Annotated in this window: 16 protein-coding genes; 7 read left to right on the top strand and 9 right to left on the bottom strand. The window is 67.5% G+C overall.

All coding sequences use genetic code 11. From position 1 onward, the window contains the following. Nucleotides 1-54 precede the first annotated feature (54 nt). Nucleotides 55-570, bottom strand: coding sequence for a hypothetical protein (locus tag ACFWUU_RS25025; RefSeq protein WP_380178697.1), 516 nt, complete (start codon nucleotides 568-570; stop codon nucleotides 55-57). A gap of 5 nt (nucleotides 571-575) precedes the next feature. After that, nucleotides 576-956: a hypothetical protein gene (locus ACFWUU_RS25020; RefSeq protein WP_380178695.1), complete on the bottom strand. Its 381-nt coding sequence runs from the start codon at nucleotides 954-956 to the stop codon at nucleotides 576-578. A 272-nt stretch (nucleotides 957-1228) separates the two neighbouring features. Here ACFWUU_RS25020 and ACFWUU_RS25015 point away from each other — a divergent pair, with 272 nt between their 5' ends. After that, nucleotides 1229-2818, top strand: a complete 1590-nt coding sequence (locus ACFWUU_RS25015; protein WP_380178693.1) for a beta-N-acetylhexosaminidase — start codon at nucleotides 1229-1231, stop codon at nucleotides 2816-2818. A gap of 42 nt (nucleotides 2819-2860) precedes the next feature. On the opposite strand, the gene ACFWUU_RS25010 is transcribed toward ACFWUU_RS25015, so the two are convergent. From ACFWUU_RS25010 to ACFWUU_RS24990, 5 genes are all read right to left on the bottom strand, one after another. After that, nucleotides 2861-4924 (bottom strand): NPCBM/NEW2 domain-containing protein, encoded by a 2064-nt coding sequence (locus tag ACFWUU_RS25010; RefSeq protein WP_380178691.1) that lies wholly within the window; start codon nucleotides 4922-4924, stop codon nucleotides 2861-2863. A 34-nt stretch (nucleotides 4925-4958) separates the two neighbouring features. Further along, nucleotides 4959-6953 carry an alpha-galactosidase gene (locus tag ACFWUU_RS25005; protein WP_380178689.1) on the bottom strand — a complete coding sequence of 665 codons (1995 nt, stop codon included), beginning with the start codon at nucleotides 6951-6953 and terminating at the stop codon, nucleotides 4959-4961. Then, a complete protein-coding gene (locus tag ACFWUU_RS25000) occupies nucleotides 6950-7765 on the bottom strand; it encodes a carbohydrate ABC transporter permease (protein ID WP_233715073.1) in 816 nt (271 codons plus the stop codon). The genes ACFWUU_RS25005 and ACFWUU_RS25000 overlap by 4 nt, the downstream gene beginning before the upstream one ends. Next, entirely contained in the window at nucleotides 7762-8592 is an 831-nt protein-coding gene (locus ACFWUU_RS24995; protein WP_380178686.1) for a carbohydrate ABC transporter permease, read from the bottom strand. The genes ACFWUU_RS25000 and ACFWUU_RS24995 overlap by 4 nt, the downstream gene beginning before the upstream one ends. A 92-nt stretch (nucleotides 8593-8684) precedes the next feature. After that, nucleotides 8685-9968 (bottom strand): extracellular solute-binding protein, encoded by a 1284-nt coding sequence (locus ACFWUU_RS24990; RefSeq protein WP_380178683.1) that lies wholly within the window; start codon nucleotides 9966-9968, stop codon nucleotides 8685-8687. A gap of 217 nt (nucleotides 9969-10185) precedes the next feature. Between ACFWUU_RS24990 and ACFWUU_RS24985 the strand changes: the two genes are divergently transcribed. From ACFWUU_RS24985 to ACFWUU_RS24970, 4 genes are read left to right on the top strand one after another with little or no spacing between them, the layout of a single operon-like run. Further along, nucleotides 10186-10908 carry an SDR family NAD(P)-dependent oxidoreductase gene (locus ACFWUU_RS24985; RefSeq protein ID WP_380178681.1) on the top strand — a complete coding sequence of 241 codons (723 nt, stop codon included), beginning with the start codon at nucleotides 10186-10188 and terminating at the stop codon, nucleotides 10906-10908. Further along, a complete protein-coding gene (locus tag ACFWUU_RS24980; RefSeq protein WP_137258131.1) occupies nucleotides 10905-11645 on the top strand; it encodes a FadR/GntR family transcriptional regulator in 741 nt (246 codons plus the stop codon). Before ACFWUU_RS24985 ends, ACFWUU_RS24980 begins: the two co-directional genes overlap by 4 nt. After that, a complete protein-coding gene (gene dgoD / locus ACFWUU_RS24975) occupies nucleotides 11642-12787 on the top strand; it encodes a galactonate dehydratase (RefSeq protein ID WP_380178679.1) in 1146 nt (381 codons plus the stop codon). Before ACFWUU_RS24980 ends, dgoD begins: the two co-directional genes overlap by 4 nt. Then, the gene (locus ACFWUU_RS24970) at nucleotides 12781-13587 is read left to right on the top strand and encodes a hypothetical protein (RefSeq protein WP_380178677.1); all 807 of its coding nucleotides are present in this window, start codon (nucleotides 12781-12783) and stop codon (nucleotides 13585-13587) included. Before dgoD ends, ACFWUU_RS24970 begins: the two co-directional genes overlap by 7 nt. A gap of 2 nt (nucleotides 13588-13589) precedes the next feature. On the opposite strand, the gene ACFWUU_RS24965 is transcribed toward ACFWUU_RS24970, so the two are convergent. Continuing rightward, nucleotides 13590-15380, bottom strand: a complete 1791-nt coding sequence (locus ACFWUU_RS24965) for an exo-alpha-sialidase (protein ID WP_380178675.1) — start codon at nucleotides 15378-15380, stop codon at nucleotides 13590-13592. Nucleotides 15381-15507: 127 nt separating this feature from the next. Here ACFWUU_RS24965 and ACFWUU_RS24960 point away from each other — a divergent pair, with 127 nt between their 5' ends. Continuing rightward, nucleotides 15508-16128, top strand: coding sequence for a bifunctional 4-hydroxy-2-oxoglutarate aldolase/2-dehydro-3-deoxy-phosphogluconate aldolase (locus tag ACFWUU_RS24960; protein WP_380178672.1), 621 nt, complete (start codon nucleotides 15508-15510; stop codon nucleotides 16126-16128). Between the two features lie 9 nt (nucleotides 16129-16137). After that, nucleotides 16138-17070, top strand: coding sequence for a sugar kinase (locus ACFWUU_RS24955; RefSeq protein WP_380178669.1), 933 nt, complete (start codon nucleotides 16138-16140; stop codon nucleotides 17068-17070). Here the strand turns inward: ACFWUU_RS24955 and ACFWUU_RS24950 are convergent. Continuing rightward, on the bottom strand, nucleotides 16985-17593 hold the full coding sequence (locus ACFWUU_RS24950; RefSeq protein ID WP_380178667.1) for a helix-turn-helix domain-containing protein: 609 nt from the start codon (nucleotides 17591-17593) through the stop codon (nucleotides 16985-16987). The genes ACFWUU_RS24955 and ACFWUU_RS24950 overlap by 86 nt on opposite strands. Nucleotides 17594-17625 lie beyond the last annotated feature (32 nt).

Here is a 17625-nt window from a genome sequence, read left to right as displayed (position 1 = left end):
CGAATGAAATCGGCCGACGGTGACGGACCGGATCTGCTGACCCGGCTCCCCCCATCACCGGACGGCCGGCAGTGGATCTTCCACCGACAACAAGGTGAACAACGAGTCGATCCGACTCTGGGTCAGACCTTTGGCCCACGCCTCGGCGAACGGCACCTGCCACGGCGCCGGCGGCCGCAGATGTTTGCGCGCGTAGTAGTCGAAACGCAGATAGGCGAGAAAGTAATGGAACTCCGGCCGGTCTTCGAGGTCGAGCGCACCGTGAATCAGAACATCGGCCGCCCGAACGCAACGCAGCGGCGCCAGGAACGCCTTCTTTCCGCCGAGTTCGGCGATCGCACCGAAATAGTAGTCGTCCGGGTTTCCCGGTTCGGCGGTGCGCGCCGACCGGAATTCTCCGGCGGCCTCGGACGGCAAACCAAGGCGTAACTGCCGCAGTCCGGCGGCTCGGTGTCTCGCCGCGGTCACGTGCAGCGGTTCGACTGCGTGGTAGGTGTTGTTGTTGCCGTTGATGATCGGCGCGAAGTTGTCTCTGCCGATGCTTACGTGGCCGTCCGCCTGATCGGTCATGGCGGTCAGCGACCGAACACGGTGTTGCCGTCGCCGTTGACGATCGGTCCGCTGTTGTCTCGACCGACGTACACCGATCTCTTGTCCGGAGCACGATCGAGCAACTCCGACAGGGTCTTGAGCAGCGCCGGGTCCGCGTCCAGCAGGTCCTCGATCACAAGCTTCAGTTGCTCGGAGGCCTTCGGCTGTGCGGGATCCGCAGCGACCGCGACGACCTGGCTTGCGATCGCCGCTTCGAGCACCGGCTGGTCTCCCCGCGTCCGCCCGCCGAGCAGCAACTGCAGGACCCGCCGCCCGAACCCGACCACCGAATCACTGGCCGTGTCGGTGGACTTCTCCAGCACCTGTGCGCCCAATTCCCGGATCGCCGGGATCACATACTTCATCGCCACCGCCGTGACAGCGGCAATACTGATCGGTTCCATCATTCGCCCCCGCGATCATCGGATTCCTGTGGTACTGCATTCCGACGATCCCCAGAGCTTACGGAAATGCACAGCCACCCCTTTACAGTCTGTAACATCGCGGGGCGGATGCGGACCGTTACAGGCAGTTTTCTACCATTCTGGCAAATTCGCGGGCGCGATCTTTCCGCCGAACGTTTGTCCGGTCGGCGCCGGGACGTAGGCTGCTGGCACCACCTGACCTGGGGAGCCCCGTGAACCTTCCTGTCATTCCCGCACCCGCCTCCTCGTCCACATCCGACGGCTCGTTCGCTGTCGGCGCGGGGCACGGCATCGCCGCGCCACCTGCCGAGCTCGCCGGAGTTGCCGAGCGCTTCGCCGCGGACGTCGCGCTCGACACCGGCCTCACGTTGACCGGCGACACCGGCATCACGCTCGCGCTCGAGCCCGTTGACGGCGTACCAACAGCGGCCGGAGTGCGTGCCGATGGCGATGAGGTCGACGAGCGCCACGGCCTGCAGATCACCGACGACGGCATTCGAGTGTGGGGGTCGACGCCGGAGGCAGTCCATCGCGGCCTCACGTCGCTCCGCCAGTTGATCTCCGCACATGTGCAGGACGGGGTCGCGGTGCTGCCTGCTGGGCGGATTGTCGACGGGCCGCGGTTCGCCTGGCGTGGGTTGTCGCTTGATGTCGTGCGGACGTTCCACGGGCCTGACGAGGTACGCCGGGTTATCGACATGCTGAGCCTGTACAAGCTGAACGTGCTCCATCTGCACCTCACGGACGACCAGGGCTGGCGGGTTGAGGTGCCGTCGCGGCCGGCTCTCACGGATGTTGCGGCGAAGGGGGCGATCGACGACCGGCCCGGCGGGTACTACTCGCGGTCGGAGTTGGCTGAGTTGGTGGCGTACGCCGCCGAGCGGTTCGTGACCGTCGTGCCGGAGATCGATATGCCGGGGCACACCACCTCCGTCTTCACGGCGTACCCGGAGCTGGCTCCGGCGCAGATCCGGACCGTTGATCTGGGCAACGGCGCGAGCATGCAACTGAGCACGCTGCAGCCCGGTCTCGACGAGACCTGGGCGTTCGTGGAGGACGTGCTGGACGCGATCATTCCGCAGTTCCCGCAGTCCGCCTTCGTGCACATCGGCGGTGACGAGGCGTGGGGGATGTCCGACGAGGAACACGCTGCATTCGTCGAACGGGCCGCGGCTCTGGTCCGCGCTCGCGGCAAGCAGGTCGTCGGCTGGCAGGAGATCGCGCGGGCCGCCATCGACCCCGCGGACGTGGTCCAGTACTGGATGGACGTCGACCTCGACTCCATGGACGCCGCCTCCGCGCCGTCCGACCTGCCGGACGACCTGCTCCCGATCCTGGTCGAGGGTCTCCAGAAGGCAAGGCACGATGTACCGAAGGCGCTCGCCGCCGGTGCCCGCATCCTCGCCTCTCCGACAACCTGGCTGTACTTCGACCGTCCCCACAAGGACGCCACGAGTGACCCGGCCCAGGAGGAGGCCCGCGAACGGCTCGGCCTCCAGTTCTACGGGCCGGCGTCGATCCAGGACGGAATCTCCTGGGACCCAGTCACGGACCTGCGAGGCGTCGAGTCCGTCGAGCAGGTGATCGGCGTGGAGGCGGCGATCTGGTGTGAGTCGATCGTCACCGCCGAAGATCTCGAGCTCATGCTCCTCCCGCGTCTGCCCGGCGCCGCGGAGAAGGGGTGGGCGCACGAGACGGTCACCGACTGGCCGGAGTACTCCGCACGCCTCGCACAGCAGTCCCCGGCCTGGCGCAACCGCAGCTGGACCTGGCTCAAGTCAACCGAAGTCGACTGGAAATAGCAGAAGGGGCGGACCCGCAAAGGTCCGCCCCTTCTCACAACTTCAGCAGGTTGCGGTGGGTGCTGCCCAGTCGGCGCGGTCGTTGTAGCCGCCGTCGCCTGCGTCGCCGACGACGAGGTCGAGGACGCGTACGCCGGTGAGGTCGACGTCGAACTGCTTCGGGGTGAAGCGGTCGACGGTCCCGCTGTCGAACAGGACCTTGCCGTCGCCGACGACCTGGAACGTGGACGTGCCACCCTCCGGTCCGACGTTGCTGACCACATCGTCGATACCGGCCACACCGGTCAGCCGCGAGCACGACTTGCCGAGGTAGTAGCGGATCAGCGACGGCGACGCGACGCCGATCCCGGTCGGGTACGTCGTACCGGTGAGCTTGATCGGGTTACCGCCGCCGACACTCTCGTCGATCGTCGGCGACATCCACCCGCTGGTGGCCGTGATCCAGTCGTGGTGCGAGAGCGGCACAGTCCCGCTCGGCGGCGCCGGCGCGATCACGATGGACGACAGCACGGTCGTCTGCTTCTGCACGCCATACAATACCGTTTGGTATGCCGTCTGCGCGGTCACGCCGGCGGTGCCCGGGGCTACGCCGGCGGGGAGCTTGACCGTGAAGGTGAAGTTCGCCTGCTTGCCACCGGCAAGGACGGCGGGTGCCTTCGACAACGGCTTGACCGTCCATCCGGTGCCACCAGCAAGTGTCACGGTGGGCTGCAGGACCGGCAGTACGCCGTCGTTGCGGACGTTCACCTGAACCGTCAGCTCGTCGCCACCGGCAACAACCGGAGCAGCGTCCTCCGGCTGTGCATCCGTACCGACCTTGGTCACCTGCGGAATCCCAGCGGTCACGTGCGGGATCCCCGGTACGCCGCGGGCCGGCTCGACGCGGAAGAGCGCCGTACCGTGTGCCGGAACCGCGGCGCTGATCACGCCGGCGCTTTCGGTCACCTTGTTGGTCCAGGCGTTCTTCAACGTGAACCGCGAGCCGTGCAGACCGACCGCCGACGCCGTCGTGGTCAGCGTCTTCGCGCTGTCGCCCCGGTTCAGCAGTACGACGGCACGGCTGCCGTCAGCGAGCCGCTTGACCCACGTCTCCGTCGTACCCGCCGCACCGACCCGGACTGCCTGTATTGCGGCCTTGTCCTGGTTGATCGCGATGACGTCCGGATCCGTCAACATCCCAACCGTCGTCGCAGACAGCTTCCGTACGTCGCTACCGACCACCAGCGGAGCAGCCGCAACCGCCCACAGCGTGAGCTGCGTACGGAACTCCTCGTCGGTCATCCCGAGCTCGGGCGCGAGGTAGTCCGGGTCGCTGAACGCACCCGGCTTCACGACCTCCGGGTGTCGCGCGTTCGCGTCGTAGTTGCGCAGTACGTCCTTGAACTTGATGTCGCCCTGGAAGCCGACGTCGGTGTACGTGCGCCACGACTGCGCGATCCCCGGCGCGTACGACCAGGAGTTGATCGACTGCTGGGACTCGGGGTAGTTGCCCCAGTCCGGCGACGTAACCGGGTTGCACAGGTTGAAGATCATCGGCCGGTGGCTCGCGTTGTTCCGCAGCGCCTTGGCGAACTCGGTGTAGACCGTCTTCGGGTCCAGGTTGGCCGCGATCCCGCACAGGTAGTCGACCTTGACCGCGTCGAATCCCCAGGCGGCGAACGTGTCCGCGTCGTGCTGGTAGTGGCCGCCGCTGCCGAGACCACACTTGCCCGGGATGTACGGACCGGCGTCGGTGTAGATGCCCGCCTTCAAGCCCTTGCTGTGGATGTAGTCGACGAGCGGCTTGAGCCCGTTCGGGAACTTGGCCGGGTTCGGCACCAGGTCGCCGGCGTCACTGCGCGACTGGTCGGCCTGCCAACCGCCGTCCAGCCAGACGATGTCGTAACCGGCCTTCGCCAGCCCGCGGCTCACCAGCGAGTCCGCGACCGACTTGATCGTGTCCTCGGTGAAGTCGCCGCCGAGACCGTAGTACGTGTTCCAGCCCATGTACGGCGTCGGGCTGAGGACCGGTGCGGTGGCCTGAGCCGCCACCGCCGGGGTCGTCGTGGTGGCGATCGCGCCGGCCACCAGCGCCGCCGCGATCACCCCACCTAGGAATCGCCTCATCTGTAAGACCTCTTCCGTTGAGCGGAACGGGGGTTCAGTCCAGTGCCTCGACGATCAGGCACTGCGAGTCGGCCGGGCCGTCGAACGCGACCCCGACCTGCAGCAGGTAGCTGCCCGCGTGGACGTCGTCGCCCACCCGGTAGTTCTTGGCCGGATCCAGCCCGGCCAGCGGCACCCGCCGCGGCCGGGTCGGCAGCGTGCCACGCACGTTGCCGTCGCCGGTCTCCCACAGGAACACCACGGATCGCGTCGGACCGACGTACTGCACGCCGGCCGCCAGCCCATAGACCTTGCTATCGGCAATCAACTCTCGAAAGCCCTTGTACTGCTCGATCTGACGGGTTGCCGTCTTCAACTGCTCGTCGGTCCAGCGGGACAGATCCGCGCCGATCCCGAGTACGCCGGCCATCGCGACATGGAACCGGAAATCGAGCGACCGCTCACGACCGTCGTGCGTGCCGACGGCGTCGGTCACCCACGAGCTCATCAGATGCGGTGCGAACCCGGTCCGGAACCCCTCCTGAATCCTGAGCCGATCCAGCGGGGCCGTGTTGTCCGACGGCCACAACGTGTCCACTCGAGATGCCATCCCCAGATCGACCCGAGCGCCACCGCCGGCGCAGCCCTCGACGTACACGTCCGGGTGCCGAGCCCTCAGCCGATCCAGGATCGCGTAGAGATTCGAAACCACCAGCCCGTCGAGATCCCGCCGCTGGTCGCCGCTGTCCAACCGCGGCCGATTCGCATCCCACTTCAGGTACTTGATGTCGTACGTCGTCAGCAGCCGATCCAGCGTGCTCCAGATGAACTCCCGGACATCGTCCCGGCTGAGATCGAGCAGCAGCTGATTCCGGATCAGGACCGGCTCGCGGCCCGCCGTACGCAGAATCCACTCCGGATGCTCGGAAGCCAACCGCGACGACGGGCTGACCGACTCGGGCTCGATCCACAGACCGAAGTCGAGGCCCAGGCCGCGAAGCTGCGCGATGAACCCGTCGAGCCCGTCGGGGAACTTGGCCGGATCGACCTCCCAGTCCCCCAGCCCACCCGTGTCGTCAGACCGGCCAATGAACCAGCCGTCGTCGACCACGAACGTCTCGACCCCGACACCCGCCGCCCGACGCGCCAACTCGAGCTGATGCTCCGCCCGGATGTCGAACTCGGTCGCGAACCAGGAGTTGTACAACACATGCGGCGTCCGCTTCCGCGACATCGAGCGCTCGTACTCGTGAAACACCCGCGCCAACCCATCGGCACCCTCGGCACTACAGGCGCCAACAGCCTTAGGCGAGGTCCACGTCTCCCCGACACCGAGCCGTAGCCCCAAGCTCGACGAGCTGCGACCGGCCTGGATACGAAGCAGCCCGGTCGTGTCGACATCCGCCGACATCTCCCAGGACCCGGACCACGCAAGCTGCACGCCATACGCGACCGGTCCATCGGTGGCGAGGAACGGCGAGTACGAATGCCCGGTGATCCCCTGCGCACTCCCGATCGTGAACCGGCCGCGCGGCAGCGTCACGGAGGCCTGCTGGAACTCGCTGTTCCACTCGCCCCACAAGTATTTGATGGTGTTCCCAACGGGCACCACGAACCCGGCCGAGTCGTGCCGATGCAGCGTGAGCTCGTCGGCGCCGTCGTTGCCGACGGAGACCCATCGCTCGACAACGTCCCCGACCACCAGGTAGTGCAACTCGAGCCGCACTCCCCGGGCGCCGTCCCGGAAGACCAACTGCAGCTCGGTCCCGGGGATGACGTCCCCGGCCTCGCCGGTTGCTGCTTCGTCGAAGACGGGACAGAGCTCGTCCGATCCATCAGGTCCGCTGACGACGAGGTCGACCGGCGACGTGTAGCGGACTCCGCGGACCGCATACTCCAGCGGCTCCACATCCGCGCGCGGCACGAAATGCTCCGTGCCAACGATCTCCACGGGATGCGGGCCCCAGGCAACCAGCCGTGCCCACAGCCCGTGATCCGGTACGCCGACGACGTACGACGTCGTCGTACCGCGGAGCGTCCACGTCCTCACTTGACGGCTCCGATCGCCAGCCCGCCCACGAAGTGCTTCTGGAAGCGCAAGAACACCGCCACCGTAGGCACCGCCGCGATCACCGTGCCGGCCGCGATCACGTTCCACGACGACACGAACAGACCCTGCAGCCCGAGCAGCGCCGGCGTGACCGGCATCTTCTCGCCGGACCGGATGACCGTGATCGACCACAGCAGATCGTTGAAGATCCACGTGAACGACAGCGCGCCCAGCGCCGCCAGCGCCGGTCGCGTCAGCGGCAGGATCACACTCGAGTAGATCCGGCCCGGCCCCGCACCGTCGATCGTCGCCGCCTCCTGGATCTCCCGCGGCAGGTCCCGCATGAACCCGTGCAGCACGAACGTGTAGAACCCGAGCCCGAACCCGACATGGACCGCGATCAGTGCGATCAGCGTGTCGTAGTACCCGATCAACTCCACGAACCGCGAGATCGGGATCAGCAGGATCTGCGGCGGCAGCAGGTTCCCCATCAACATCAGCAACAAGATCGTCCGCCGGAACGGGATGTTGTACCGCGCCAGCCCGTACGCCGCGATCGACGCCAGCCCGAGGCTCAGCAGAACCGCCGGGATCGTCACGAGCAGGCTGTTGATCAGCGCCCGGAACTCGTCCGCGTCCTCCCACGCCGACTTGTACGTCGAGAACGTGAACGAATGCGGTAACGATCCGAGTCCGTTCGCGGCGACGTCGTCGAAGCTGCGGAACGAGATCACGATCACCCAGAGGATCGGCGCGACCCATAGGAACGACACGATCGACATCGCCACGTGGTACCCCGTACGGCGAATCACGATTCCTCCCGGAAGGCGCGGATCAGGTAACCGAGGATCACGGCCAGAGCGAGTACGAAGATCACCACAGCCAGCGCCGACGCGTAGCCGAGCTGGGTGGACTGGAACGCGGTCGAGTACATGTACGTGCTGAGCAGCTCGGACGAGTGGTACGGGCCGCCCCTCGTCATCGACCAGACGATGTCGAAGGATCGCAGCGAGTCGATCACGATCACCGACAGTACGACGGAGTTGACGCCCTTGAGCTGCGGGATCGTCACGTACCGCGTGCGCTGCCAGGCAGACGCACCGTCGACCTTCGCCGCTTCGTACAGCGCGGGGTCGACCGCCTTCAGGCCGGCCAGGTACAGCACCATCACGTACCCGATCTGCCGCCAGAGCGCCGGCACGATCACGGCGTACAGCGCGGTATCCGGGTCAGCCAGCCAAGGGCGGACGAAGTTGCCCAGGCCAACGGTTCGGAACACCGTGTCGACAAGTCCATCCGGCTGGTAGAACACGCGCCAGATCAGCGCCGTGACCACCAGCGAGAACACGACCGGGGTGAACAGCGCGGCCCGATAGATCCCGACCCCGCGGCGTTCGCGCTGCAACAGCAACGCCATCCCGAAGCCGCCGATCACGCTCAACCCACCGAACAGCACCAGCCAGATCGCGGTGTTCTTCAGCGCAGTACGGAAGATCGGATCCGAGACCATGTCCCCGAAGTTGCCGAAACCGACGAACCGCGGCGCGGACAACCCGTCCCAGCTGGTCAACGCCAGCCAGAACCCCTGCAACGCCGGCCAGAACACCCAGATCGCCTCGATGACGAACGGCACCAGCACGAACGCCAGGATGAGCGGTGAGACACCGCGACGACGTGATCTCGAGGCCGAACCGCTGCCGGTCCGGCTCCGAGATCCCACAGCTGTTGCGGTCACGCCTTGAAGACCTTCTGTGCTGCCGCTTGCCAGTCCTTGAGGATCTGGTCGATCTGGTCGGGCTTGTCGAGGAACTTGGTGAGCGCGGCATCGGCTGTCGGCTGGAGCGCGTCGCTCGAGTCGCGGTTGAAGAACTGCGTGATCTCGGCAGCGCCCTCGATCATCGCCTTGCCCTTCTTGACCAGCGCGGTGTCGGCGGACTTCCCGTCCGGGTTCGCCGGGATCGCCGTACCGGAAGAGCTCTGCACGTAGATGTTCTGCGCCTCCGGCGTCGCCAGCCAGGCGAGGAACTTCTTGGTGCCCTCCGGATCCTTGACCTTCTTCGACGCGAAGTACCCGTCCGTCGGCGCCTCTTCGGCGACCGGTACGGCGGGATCGATGATCGGGAACTGGAAGAAGTCGATGTCGTCGAGCGCGTCCTTCGGCGCCGAGTCCGCGAAGAACGTGCCGATCAGGAACATCCCGGTCTTGCCCGCGAGCAGCGCCGAGGTCGCCTCCTGGAACGGGAACGACTTGCCCTTCGGGTCGAAGTACGGCAGCACCTCGCGCCACTTGGTGAAGACCGCCTTCACCTTCGGGTCGGTGAAGTCGCCCTCGCCGGCCAGCAGCTGGCGGTGGAACGGCGCGCCGTTGATCCGGATGTTCAGGTAGTCGAACCAGGCCGACGCGACCCACGGCGTGTCGCCGAGGCCGATGCCGATCGGCGGGATCCCCTTGCCCTGGATCTTCTTGCAGACGTCGACGAACTCGGCCCAGGTCTTCGGCGGCGTCACGCCCCACTTGGCGAAGTTCGACTTCCGGTAGAACATGCCCCACCAGTAGTAGCTGGTCGGCACGAAGATCTTCTGGCCGGCGCTGCTGGTGGACAGCGTCTGCATCGCCTTCGAGTAGTTGCCCATGCTGTCCCAGACGCTCGTCACGTCGAGCAGCAGGTCCTTCTTGGCGTACGAGTCCGCGACCGACCCGGCGTACCAGGTGTAGACGTCCGGCGGGTTCGCCGAGGTCAGGTACGTCGGCAGCTGGGTCCGGAAGATCTCCGCGGCGACCGTGTTCAGCTTGACCTGTGACCCGCCGGTCTTGTTGTACGCGGCAACCAGTTTCTCCATCGCGGCCTTGGCCTGCTCGCTGGACAGGTTCGACTGCAGCGAGAGCTCACCGGTCGCCGCGCCGCCGCTGCCCGGACTCTTCGTCGATGTCGCGCATCCGGGGACCAGCGTGGCCGCCCCGAGTAGTCCGAGTCCCTTGAGGAACGTCCGCCGATCTGCTGCCAGACCCGTCATGCCGAACTCCTGAGCTCTGCCCGACCGGCGATGCCAGTCGAGTAAGTGGTGTGTTGCGGACGATCTTGCGGCGGACGATCCCAGGTGTCAATATTAATTCGTAAATTACGAGCAAATCGCTTGACGGGACAGCGCGGTCAGGGTCAACTGATGGCTCGTTCATCGTTGGAACGGGCCTGCCTGCGTGCTTGGGTAGGGGTGATTCGAGGAGGCGCTGGTGCGGCTGGCTGGGCGGGTGATCGTGGTGACCGGGGCCGCGTCGGGGATCGGCGCGGCCTGCGTCGAGCGGGCGCTGACGGAGGGTGCGCAGGTCGTGCAGGTGGACATCCACCCGTGCAAGGAGCTGCCGGGCAAGGCCATCAGCGTGGTCGGTGACGTCGCGTCGCCGGACACCTGGGCCGAGGCCCGGTCCCGCGGCCACGACGAGCTCGGCCCGATCGACGGCCTGGTCAGCAACGCGGTCGTCGTCGAGGTGAAGCCGGCCCACGAACTCTCGCCGCCGTCCTGGCAGCGTCAGCTCGACGTCAACCTGACCGCGGCCTTCCTCGGTTTCCAGGCGCTGTACGACGACCTCGTCGCGAACGCCGGCTCCGTCGTACTGGTCTCGTCGGTGCACGCGATCGCCGGGCTGCCCGGACATCCGGCGTACGCCGCGACGAAGGGCGCATTGATCTCGCTCGGACGGCAGCTGGCGGTCGAGTACGGTCGCTCGATCCGGGTGAACACCGTGCTTCCGGGGCCGGTGCTGACCGCGATGTGGGACCGCGTCGACGCCGAGGGTCGCGAGCAGAGCGCGCAGGCAACGGCGCTCAAGCGGCTCGGGCAGCCGGACGAGGTGGCTCAGGCGGTGGCGTTCCTGCTGTCGTCCGAGGCGTCGTTCGTGACAGCGACAAGCCTGGTGGTCGACGGCGGATGGTCCGCGGTGAAGGACTCGGCATGAGGGAGAGCAGTGTGACGGGGATTCAGCGCGGGGTGTCGCGCGGGCTGCACGGGCAGATCGTCGAAGTGATGGCGGATCGCATCCTGTCCGGGCAGATCCCGGAGGGCGCGACCATCAACGTGACCGAACTGCAGGCCGACCTCGGCGTCAGCCTGACCGCGGTCCGGGAGGCGTTGAAGGTGCTGACCGCGAAGGGCCTGGTGGACGCACGGCAGAAGCGCGGCACGTTCGTCCGGCCGCGTTCGGACTGGAACCTGCTCGACGCGGACATGATCCGCTGGCACTTCAAGGACGCCGACTCGCGGCCCGAGCTGCTCGAGGAGCTGCACGAGGTACGCGGGATCGTCGAGCCGGCCGCGGCGCGACTCGCCGCGCTGCGATCCGACGACGCGGACCTCACGGCACTCGACGAGGCACTTGCGGGGATGGAGTCGGCGGATGACAACCTCGCCGCGGCGGCCGCGGACCTCGCGTTCCACCGGGCGTTGCTGGCGGCAACGGGTAACGAACTGCTGACGAAGATGGAAGTGATCATGGAGACCGGGCTCGCCGATCGCGACCGGCTGGTGCACACGGTGAAGCCGTCGGACGATCCGATTCCCAGCCACCGGCTGGTCGTGGACGCGATCCGCGCGCACGACCCTGAGGGCGCCGAGCTCGCGATGCGGGAGCTGCTGGCGAAGGCGGCCGAGGACCTCACCGAAGTACGCGGATCGACTCGTCGGCGGCGCCGGTGAAGATCGAGAAGATCGAGACGTTCCTCGTCCCACCGCGCTGGTTGTTCTGCCGGGTCGAGACGAGCGACGGCGTCGTCGGCTGGGGCGAACCGGTCGTCGAGGGACGCGCGGAAGTCGTACGGGCCGCGATCGACGTGCTCGCGGAGTACCTGATCGGCCAGGACCCGCTGCAGATCGAGCGGCACTGGCAAGTGTTGACGAAGGGTGGCTTCTACCGCGGCGGGCCGGTGCTGAGCAGCGCGGTCGCCGGACTCGATCACGCGCTCTGGGACATCGCCGGCAAGGTGTACGGCGCTCCGGTCGCGGCCCTGCTCGGTGGGCGGGTCCGTGATCGGGTCCGCGTGTACGCGTGGGTCGGCGGGGACGAGCCGTCGTCGATCGGTGACGCCGTCGCGGAGCAGGTTGCGGCGGGGATGACGGCCGTGAAGATGAACGCCAGCGGGCAGATCCAGACCTCGCCATCGGTTGCCGAGGTCAACGACATCGTCACCCGGCTCGCAGCGGCGCGTGAGGTGCTGGGTGACTCGCGCGATGTTGCGATCGATCTGCACGGGCGTGTGGGTGTGGCCGGTGCGCGGCGGATCCTGCATGCGGTCGAAGGGCTGCAGCCGATGTTCGTTGAGGAACCAGTGCTGCCGGAGCAGATGGCGCACCTGTCCTCGGTGGTGGAGACGTCGACCATTCCGGTCGCGCTCGGGGAACGGCTCTACCATCGGGCCGAGTTCATGGCTCCGCTGAACGCGGGCGTGGCCGTCGTACAGCCGGATGTGTCACATGCGGGCGGGATCTCCGAGCTGCGGCGGATCGCCGTACTCGCCGATGCGCATGGTGCGATGCTTGCGCCGCATTGCCCGCTCGGGCCGATCTCGCTGGCGGCCTCGTTGCAGGTGTCGTTCGCGACGCCGAACTTCCTGATCCAGGAGCAGAGCCGGGGGATCCACTACAACGTGTCGAGCGATCTGACGTCGTACGTCGTGGATCCGGCGCCGTTCATGTGGGTCAACGGACACGCGGAGTGGAATCCCTTGCCTGGCTTGGGAATCACCGTCGACGAGGCGGCCGTGCGTGCGGCCGACAAGATCGGTCATTCGTGGCGCAACCCGGTGTGGACCCACGAAGACGGCTCCTTCGCCGAATGGTGACCGAGTACGCGGCCGGTCGGCTCGTGACCGTTGACCCTGCCGACGGCGGCCGCTGGACCTCTCTCCAACTGGCCGGTCGGGAGTGGCTCTGGCCCGGCCCCGGCCTTGTCAGCGGTTCCCGGGCCGGCTTCGCGACCTTCATCGACGCCGGGGGACTCGACGAGTGCTTCCCGACCGTCCGCGGCACCCCCGACCACGGCGGCCTGTGGAACCAGCCGTGGGACGGCTCGGTCGAGTACGACGGTGCCATCCTCACCCGCGCCTTCACCCCCGGCACCGACACACTGACCGTCGACTACCACCTCGAAGCCACTCCAGGTTTCCGCTTCATCTGGGCCGCCCACGCATTGCTCGACTGCACCGCCGGAGCAATCATCTCCGCGCCACCCGGAACCGAATGCAGGTTGTATCCGGAGGCAGCCGCGCTCCTCCCGTGGGCCTGGCCCGATGACGCACCCTGGGTGACAGCCGGCTGGCCGACTCCCCTGGACCTCTCGGTCTACGGCGAGTCCGACGGCACCGCAGCCGGAGCCGTTCTGGTGGACTGCCCAACGGTCTCGGTCCGCGACCGCGCCGCCGAGCTCACGATGACATTGAGTTGCCCGGGGCAACCAGTCTCCACCGCGCTGTGGCGGAACCAGGGCGGCTTCCCGGCCGATGCGCCGTATCGGAGTCTGGGTGTCGAGCCGATGCTCGGCCGCGTGTTCGACCTCGCCGAAGCCCGCCCGGACGACGCCGCGGTCGTGCCGGAGAGTGGTGAGCTGGCCTGGCGGTTCACGTTGTCCGCCAGGCCAGTGTGATGTCACCCGAGCGGCAGATCGAGTACGGCGTTCGGCACCGTCGTGCTGTTGGTGGTGCGGATGCTGTTGAGCTCGGTCGCCGTCAGCGCGCGTTTGTAGAGGCGGACCTCGTCCATCGAGCCGTCGAAGTGATGGGCGCCGTCCAGCCGTTGGCCGACGTACATCTTGAACGGGCGGCCGGGGCTGACCGAGCCGCTCGGTGCGGTGACGCTTACGGCCTGCGTGCCGTCGACCCAGATCGAGAGCGTGCCTGCTTTCCGTTGCAGGGCGACGTGGTGCCAGGCGTTGTCGTTGTACGCCTTCGTCGTCTGCACGGCCGCGGTGTTGCCGCCGGTCGTGATCAGGCCCCGGATCCGGCTGTCCGCGGGCTCGGCCCGCAGCCAGAACTGGGAGAACTCGTTGATGTTGTAGCCCCAGAAGATGGCCTGCGGGGTGGTGCTGGCGCCGTACTTGATCCACGCCATCGCGGTGAAGTCACCCGCGCCGACGGCCAGCGCCTCGGCATACGGGAGCTGGAGCGCATCATCGGTGCCGTCGAAGTCCCGCGCCTGCCCGTACTTGCCGGGTACGACTGTCGGCCCGCCGCGCAGGTAGCTGTCGTTGTGCAGCCCGGACACATCCGGGGTCGTCGCGCCGAGGGGTGCGTCCGGGTGGCCGATGTCGTTCTCGGTGAAGCGGGCGAAGCGGATCTGGTCGCGCGCGTCGACCGTACCGCCCTCGTACAGCAGGCCGATCTCGCCGGTGTCGAGGATCGCCATATCGGAGTACCCGGACCAGTCGCTGGTGATTCGGGTGCCTTCGGCAACGGTCTGCCAGGTCTTGCCCTCGTCGAAGCTCGACCGGATCGTCATGTACCGTCGCCGATCCGGATCCGCCGGCGACGCGAACAGGATCCGGTTGTACCTGTCACCCTGGTCGACGGCCCTAAGCCGTTGCAGCGACCCCTGTACGACGGGTGTGGTCAGACCGGCGATCGTCGCGAACGGCGCGGCGAACGTCTGCCCGCCGTCGTTGCTGACCGCGGACATCCGGCTCGCTCCCGACGTACCGGCGTTGTTGCGGGCACCGGCGTACACACCGCCGTCGACCTTCTCGACCACGCTGATCTCCTGCGGCGTCGCGTCCGACCGGAGATCGGTCGCGCCCTTGTGCCACGTGTCGCCGTGGTCGTCGCTGTAGACGAGCTGACCGGCGTTCTTGCCGGCGCCGTTGTCGTAGTTCGTGCCCGCCACCAGCCGGCCGGCGTGCGCGCCGCGGGTGAGCTGGATGCCGTGCACGGGACCGGTCGCGTACCAGCCCCAGGCCGGGTCGTCGATCTGGTCGCCGATGTTCTTTGCCTTGCTCCAGGTCTTCCCGTCGTCGTCGCTGAACTGGACGTACGGCGTCCGCGGGCGGGTCGTCGTACCTGGATCCATCGTCGACAGCAGCACGATCCGGCCGGTCTCGTAGTCCACGATCGGGGCCGGGTTGCCGCGGGTCGCAACCGCATTCGGATCGGTGTCGGTTCCGGACAGTACGGTCTGGGTCGCCGACCAGGTGCGGCCGTCGTCCTCGGAGCGGCGCAGGACCAGGTCGATCTCCTGGGAGTCCGCGCACCACGCACGCCGGGCCTCGGCGAATGCGAGCAGCGTCCCCGCCTTGGTCTTCACGATCGCGGGGATGCGGTAACAGCCGTAGCCGGCATCCCCTTTGTTGAACAGCACGGTCTGACTGATGGCCGCTTGGGCCTGCGGCGCCTGAATGCTGAGCACGACCAGGGCGAGCGCCGTCAGCAGGAGTTTGAGCTTGGGCATGGGCGGATGCCTCCTGAAAGTAAACAACGGGGCGGTTGTTCACTTAGTAATTTAGCCACAGATCCGCCGTCTCGAACAGAGCTCATAGGACGTCCTATTTCTGAATCGATCACCTAGGTTGGAGACCATGGACCTGCTTGCCGAACTCCGGGCCCGGAAGCTGCTCGCGATCATCCGGGCGGACGGGGCGGATACCGCGCTCGCGTGCGTTGAGACGCTCGTCGAGGCCGGTGTCACCGCGCTGGAGATCTCGCTGACGACGCCGGGCGGGGTCGAGGCGATCGCCAAGGCGCGTTCGCAGTACGACCCGCACATCTTGATCGGCGCCGGGACGGTCGTGACCGCGGCGCAGGCTGACGAGGTCGCTGCGGCTCGGGCCGGCTTCGTCGTCACTCCGGCGATCACGCGTGGTGCTCATCGTGCGGTTCAACTCGGTCTGCCGCTTCTCTGCGGTGCGCTCACCGCGACCGAGGTTGTCGCCGCGCTGGATCTCGGCGCGACCGCGGTGAAGATCTTCCCGGCGAAGCTGCACGGTCCCGGGTACTTCAGTGAGCTCCGCGCTCCGCTCCCCGACGCACCGCTGATCGCCGTCGGCGGGGTCGATGCGCAGTCCGCGCCGAAGTACCTCGCCGCCGGAGCGCTTGCGGTCGGCGTTGGATCGCCGCTGCTGGGCGACGCAGGCATCGGCGGATCGTTGGCCGAGCTCGCGATTCGGGCGAGCACGTTCCGCACTGAGCTCGGGGTCTAGGAGTCACTCATGACCGATGTGCTGACCTTCGGTGAAACGATGGTGTCCGTACGGACCGCGCGGCCGATGCGGCTCGGCGGCGACGCGCACCTCTCGATCGCAGGCTCCGAGAGCAACGTCGCGATCGGCGTCGCGCGGCTCGGGCACGACACTGCCTGGTTGAGTGCCGTGGGCAACGATGAGCCCGGTCGGCTGATCCAGCGGACGCTGCGCGCCGAGAACGTCGACACGACGTACCTGCGGTTCTCGGACGACTCGTTCACCGGCTTCATCGCCTTCGACCAGCCGTCGCACGACATCACCCGGGTGAGCTACCACCGCCGCGGCTCGGCCGCGTCCACGCTAACACCCGCTGAAGCCACAGCGGCCATTGCTACGGCGACGCCGACTCTGCTCCATGTCACGGGCATCACTCCGGCCCTCTCCGACACGGCTCGCGCTGCGACGCTGGCCGGCGTACGCGCGGCATCCGCAGCAGGCACTCAGGTCTCACTGGACGTGAACTACCGCGCCCGCCTCTGGTCCCGCCCTGAAGCGGCCGCCGCCATCCGCGAACTCCTTCCCCACGTCGACACGATCTTCGCCTCGGACGACGAACTGGATCTCCTCACCGACGCCTCCGACCCGATCGCCGACCTGCTCCAGTCCGTCGGCCAGGTCATCGTCACCGCCGGCGGCAAGGGCGCCTGGGCACACTCCGCCGAAGGCACCATCCACCGCCCCGCCCTGCCGGTCACCGTCATCGACAGCATCGGCGCCGGCGACGCCTTCGTCTCCGGCTACCTCTCGGCCACCCTCGACGGACTACCCGTAGAAGCCCGCCTCGAACGCGCCACCACCTCGGGCGCCTTCTGCGTCACGGCGTACGGCGACTGGGAATCCCTCCCGACCCGCACCGACCTGACCCTGCTGGCTCACAGCCAGGGCACCGCGCTTCGCTAGTCCTCGCGGGAAAGAGAATGGGGCTGAGCAGGTACCGCGATCGGCCCGGGGCAGCTTCGTTCGACAGAGCCGGCAGGATCGCTGACCGCATGCCCTCGATCAGTTGGTGTAGCTCATCCTCGCTGAGCCAGATGCCGTGCTGGCGGTAGCCCACGAGATCCGTGAGCGGATCCGCGTCCTCGTGGTCGAGGTACGTGTTGAACTCGGCCACCAGCGCGGCCATCGCGACGGCAAAGGCGCGCCGGTGATCGTCGGTGGTCAGCTGCTCGAGCTGCTCCGGTGTGATCGACGCACGCTCCTGGCGTAGGCGGAAGCGGCGTTCGACCGCGCCGCGGACCCGGCGTTCCTCCGCGACCTCGAGGATGCCGCCCTCGGCGAGCAGCTCGACGTGGCGGTACAGCGTCGCCTTCGAAACGTCGGCGATCCGCTCGCCCAGCTCGCCGGTCGTCAGCTCCCGGCCGCCGCGCAGCGCGTGGACGATCCGCAACCGCACCGGATGTCCCAGCAGCTCCAAAGGATCCATGGCAGAACAATCTCACGCCGTGATACCTTTCT

The organism is Kribbella sp. NPDC058693 (assembly GCF_042715335.1).
Lineage (GTDB): Bacteria > Actinomycetota > Actinomycetes > Propionibacteriales > Kribbellaceae > Kribbella > Kribbella jiaozuonensis.
The sequence above is the reverse complement of the archived record's forward strand: the minus strand, read 5'-3'. Positions and strand labels throughout refer to the sequence as shown.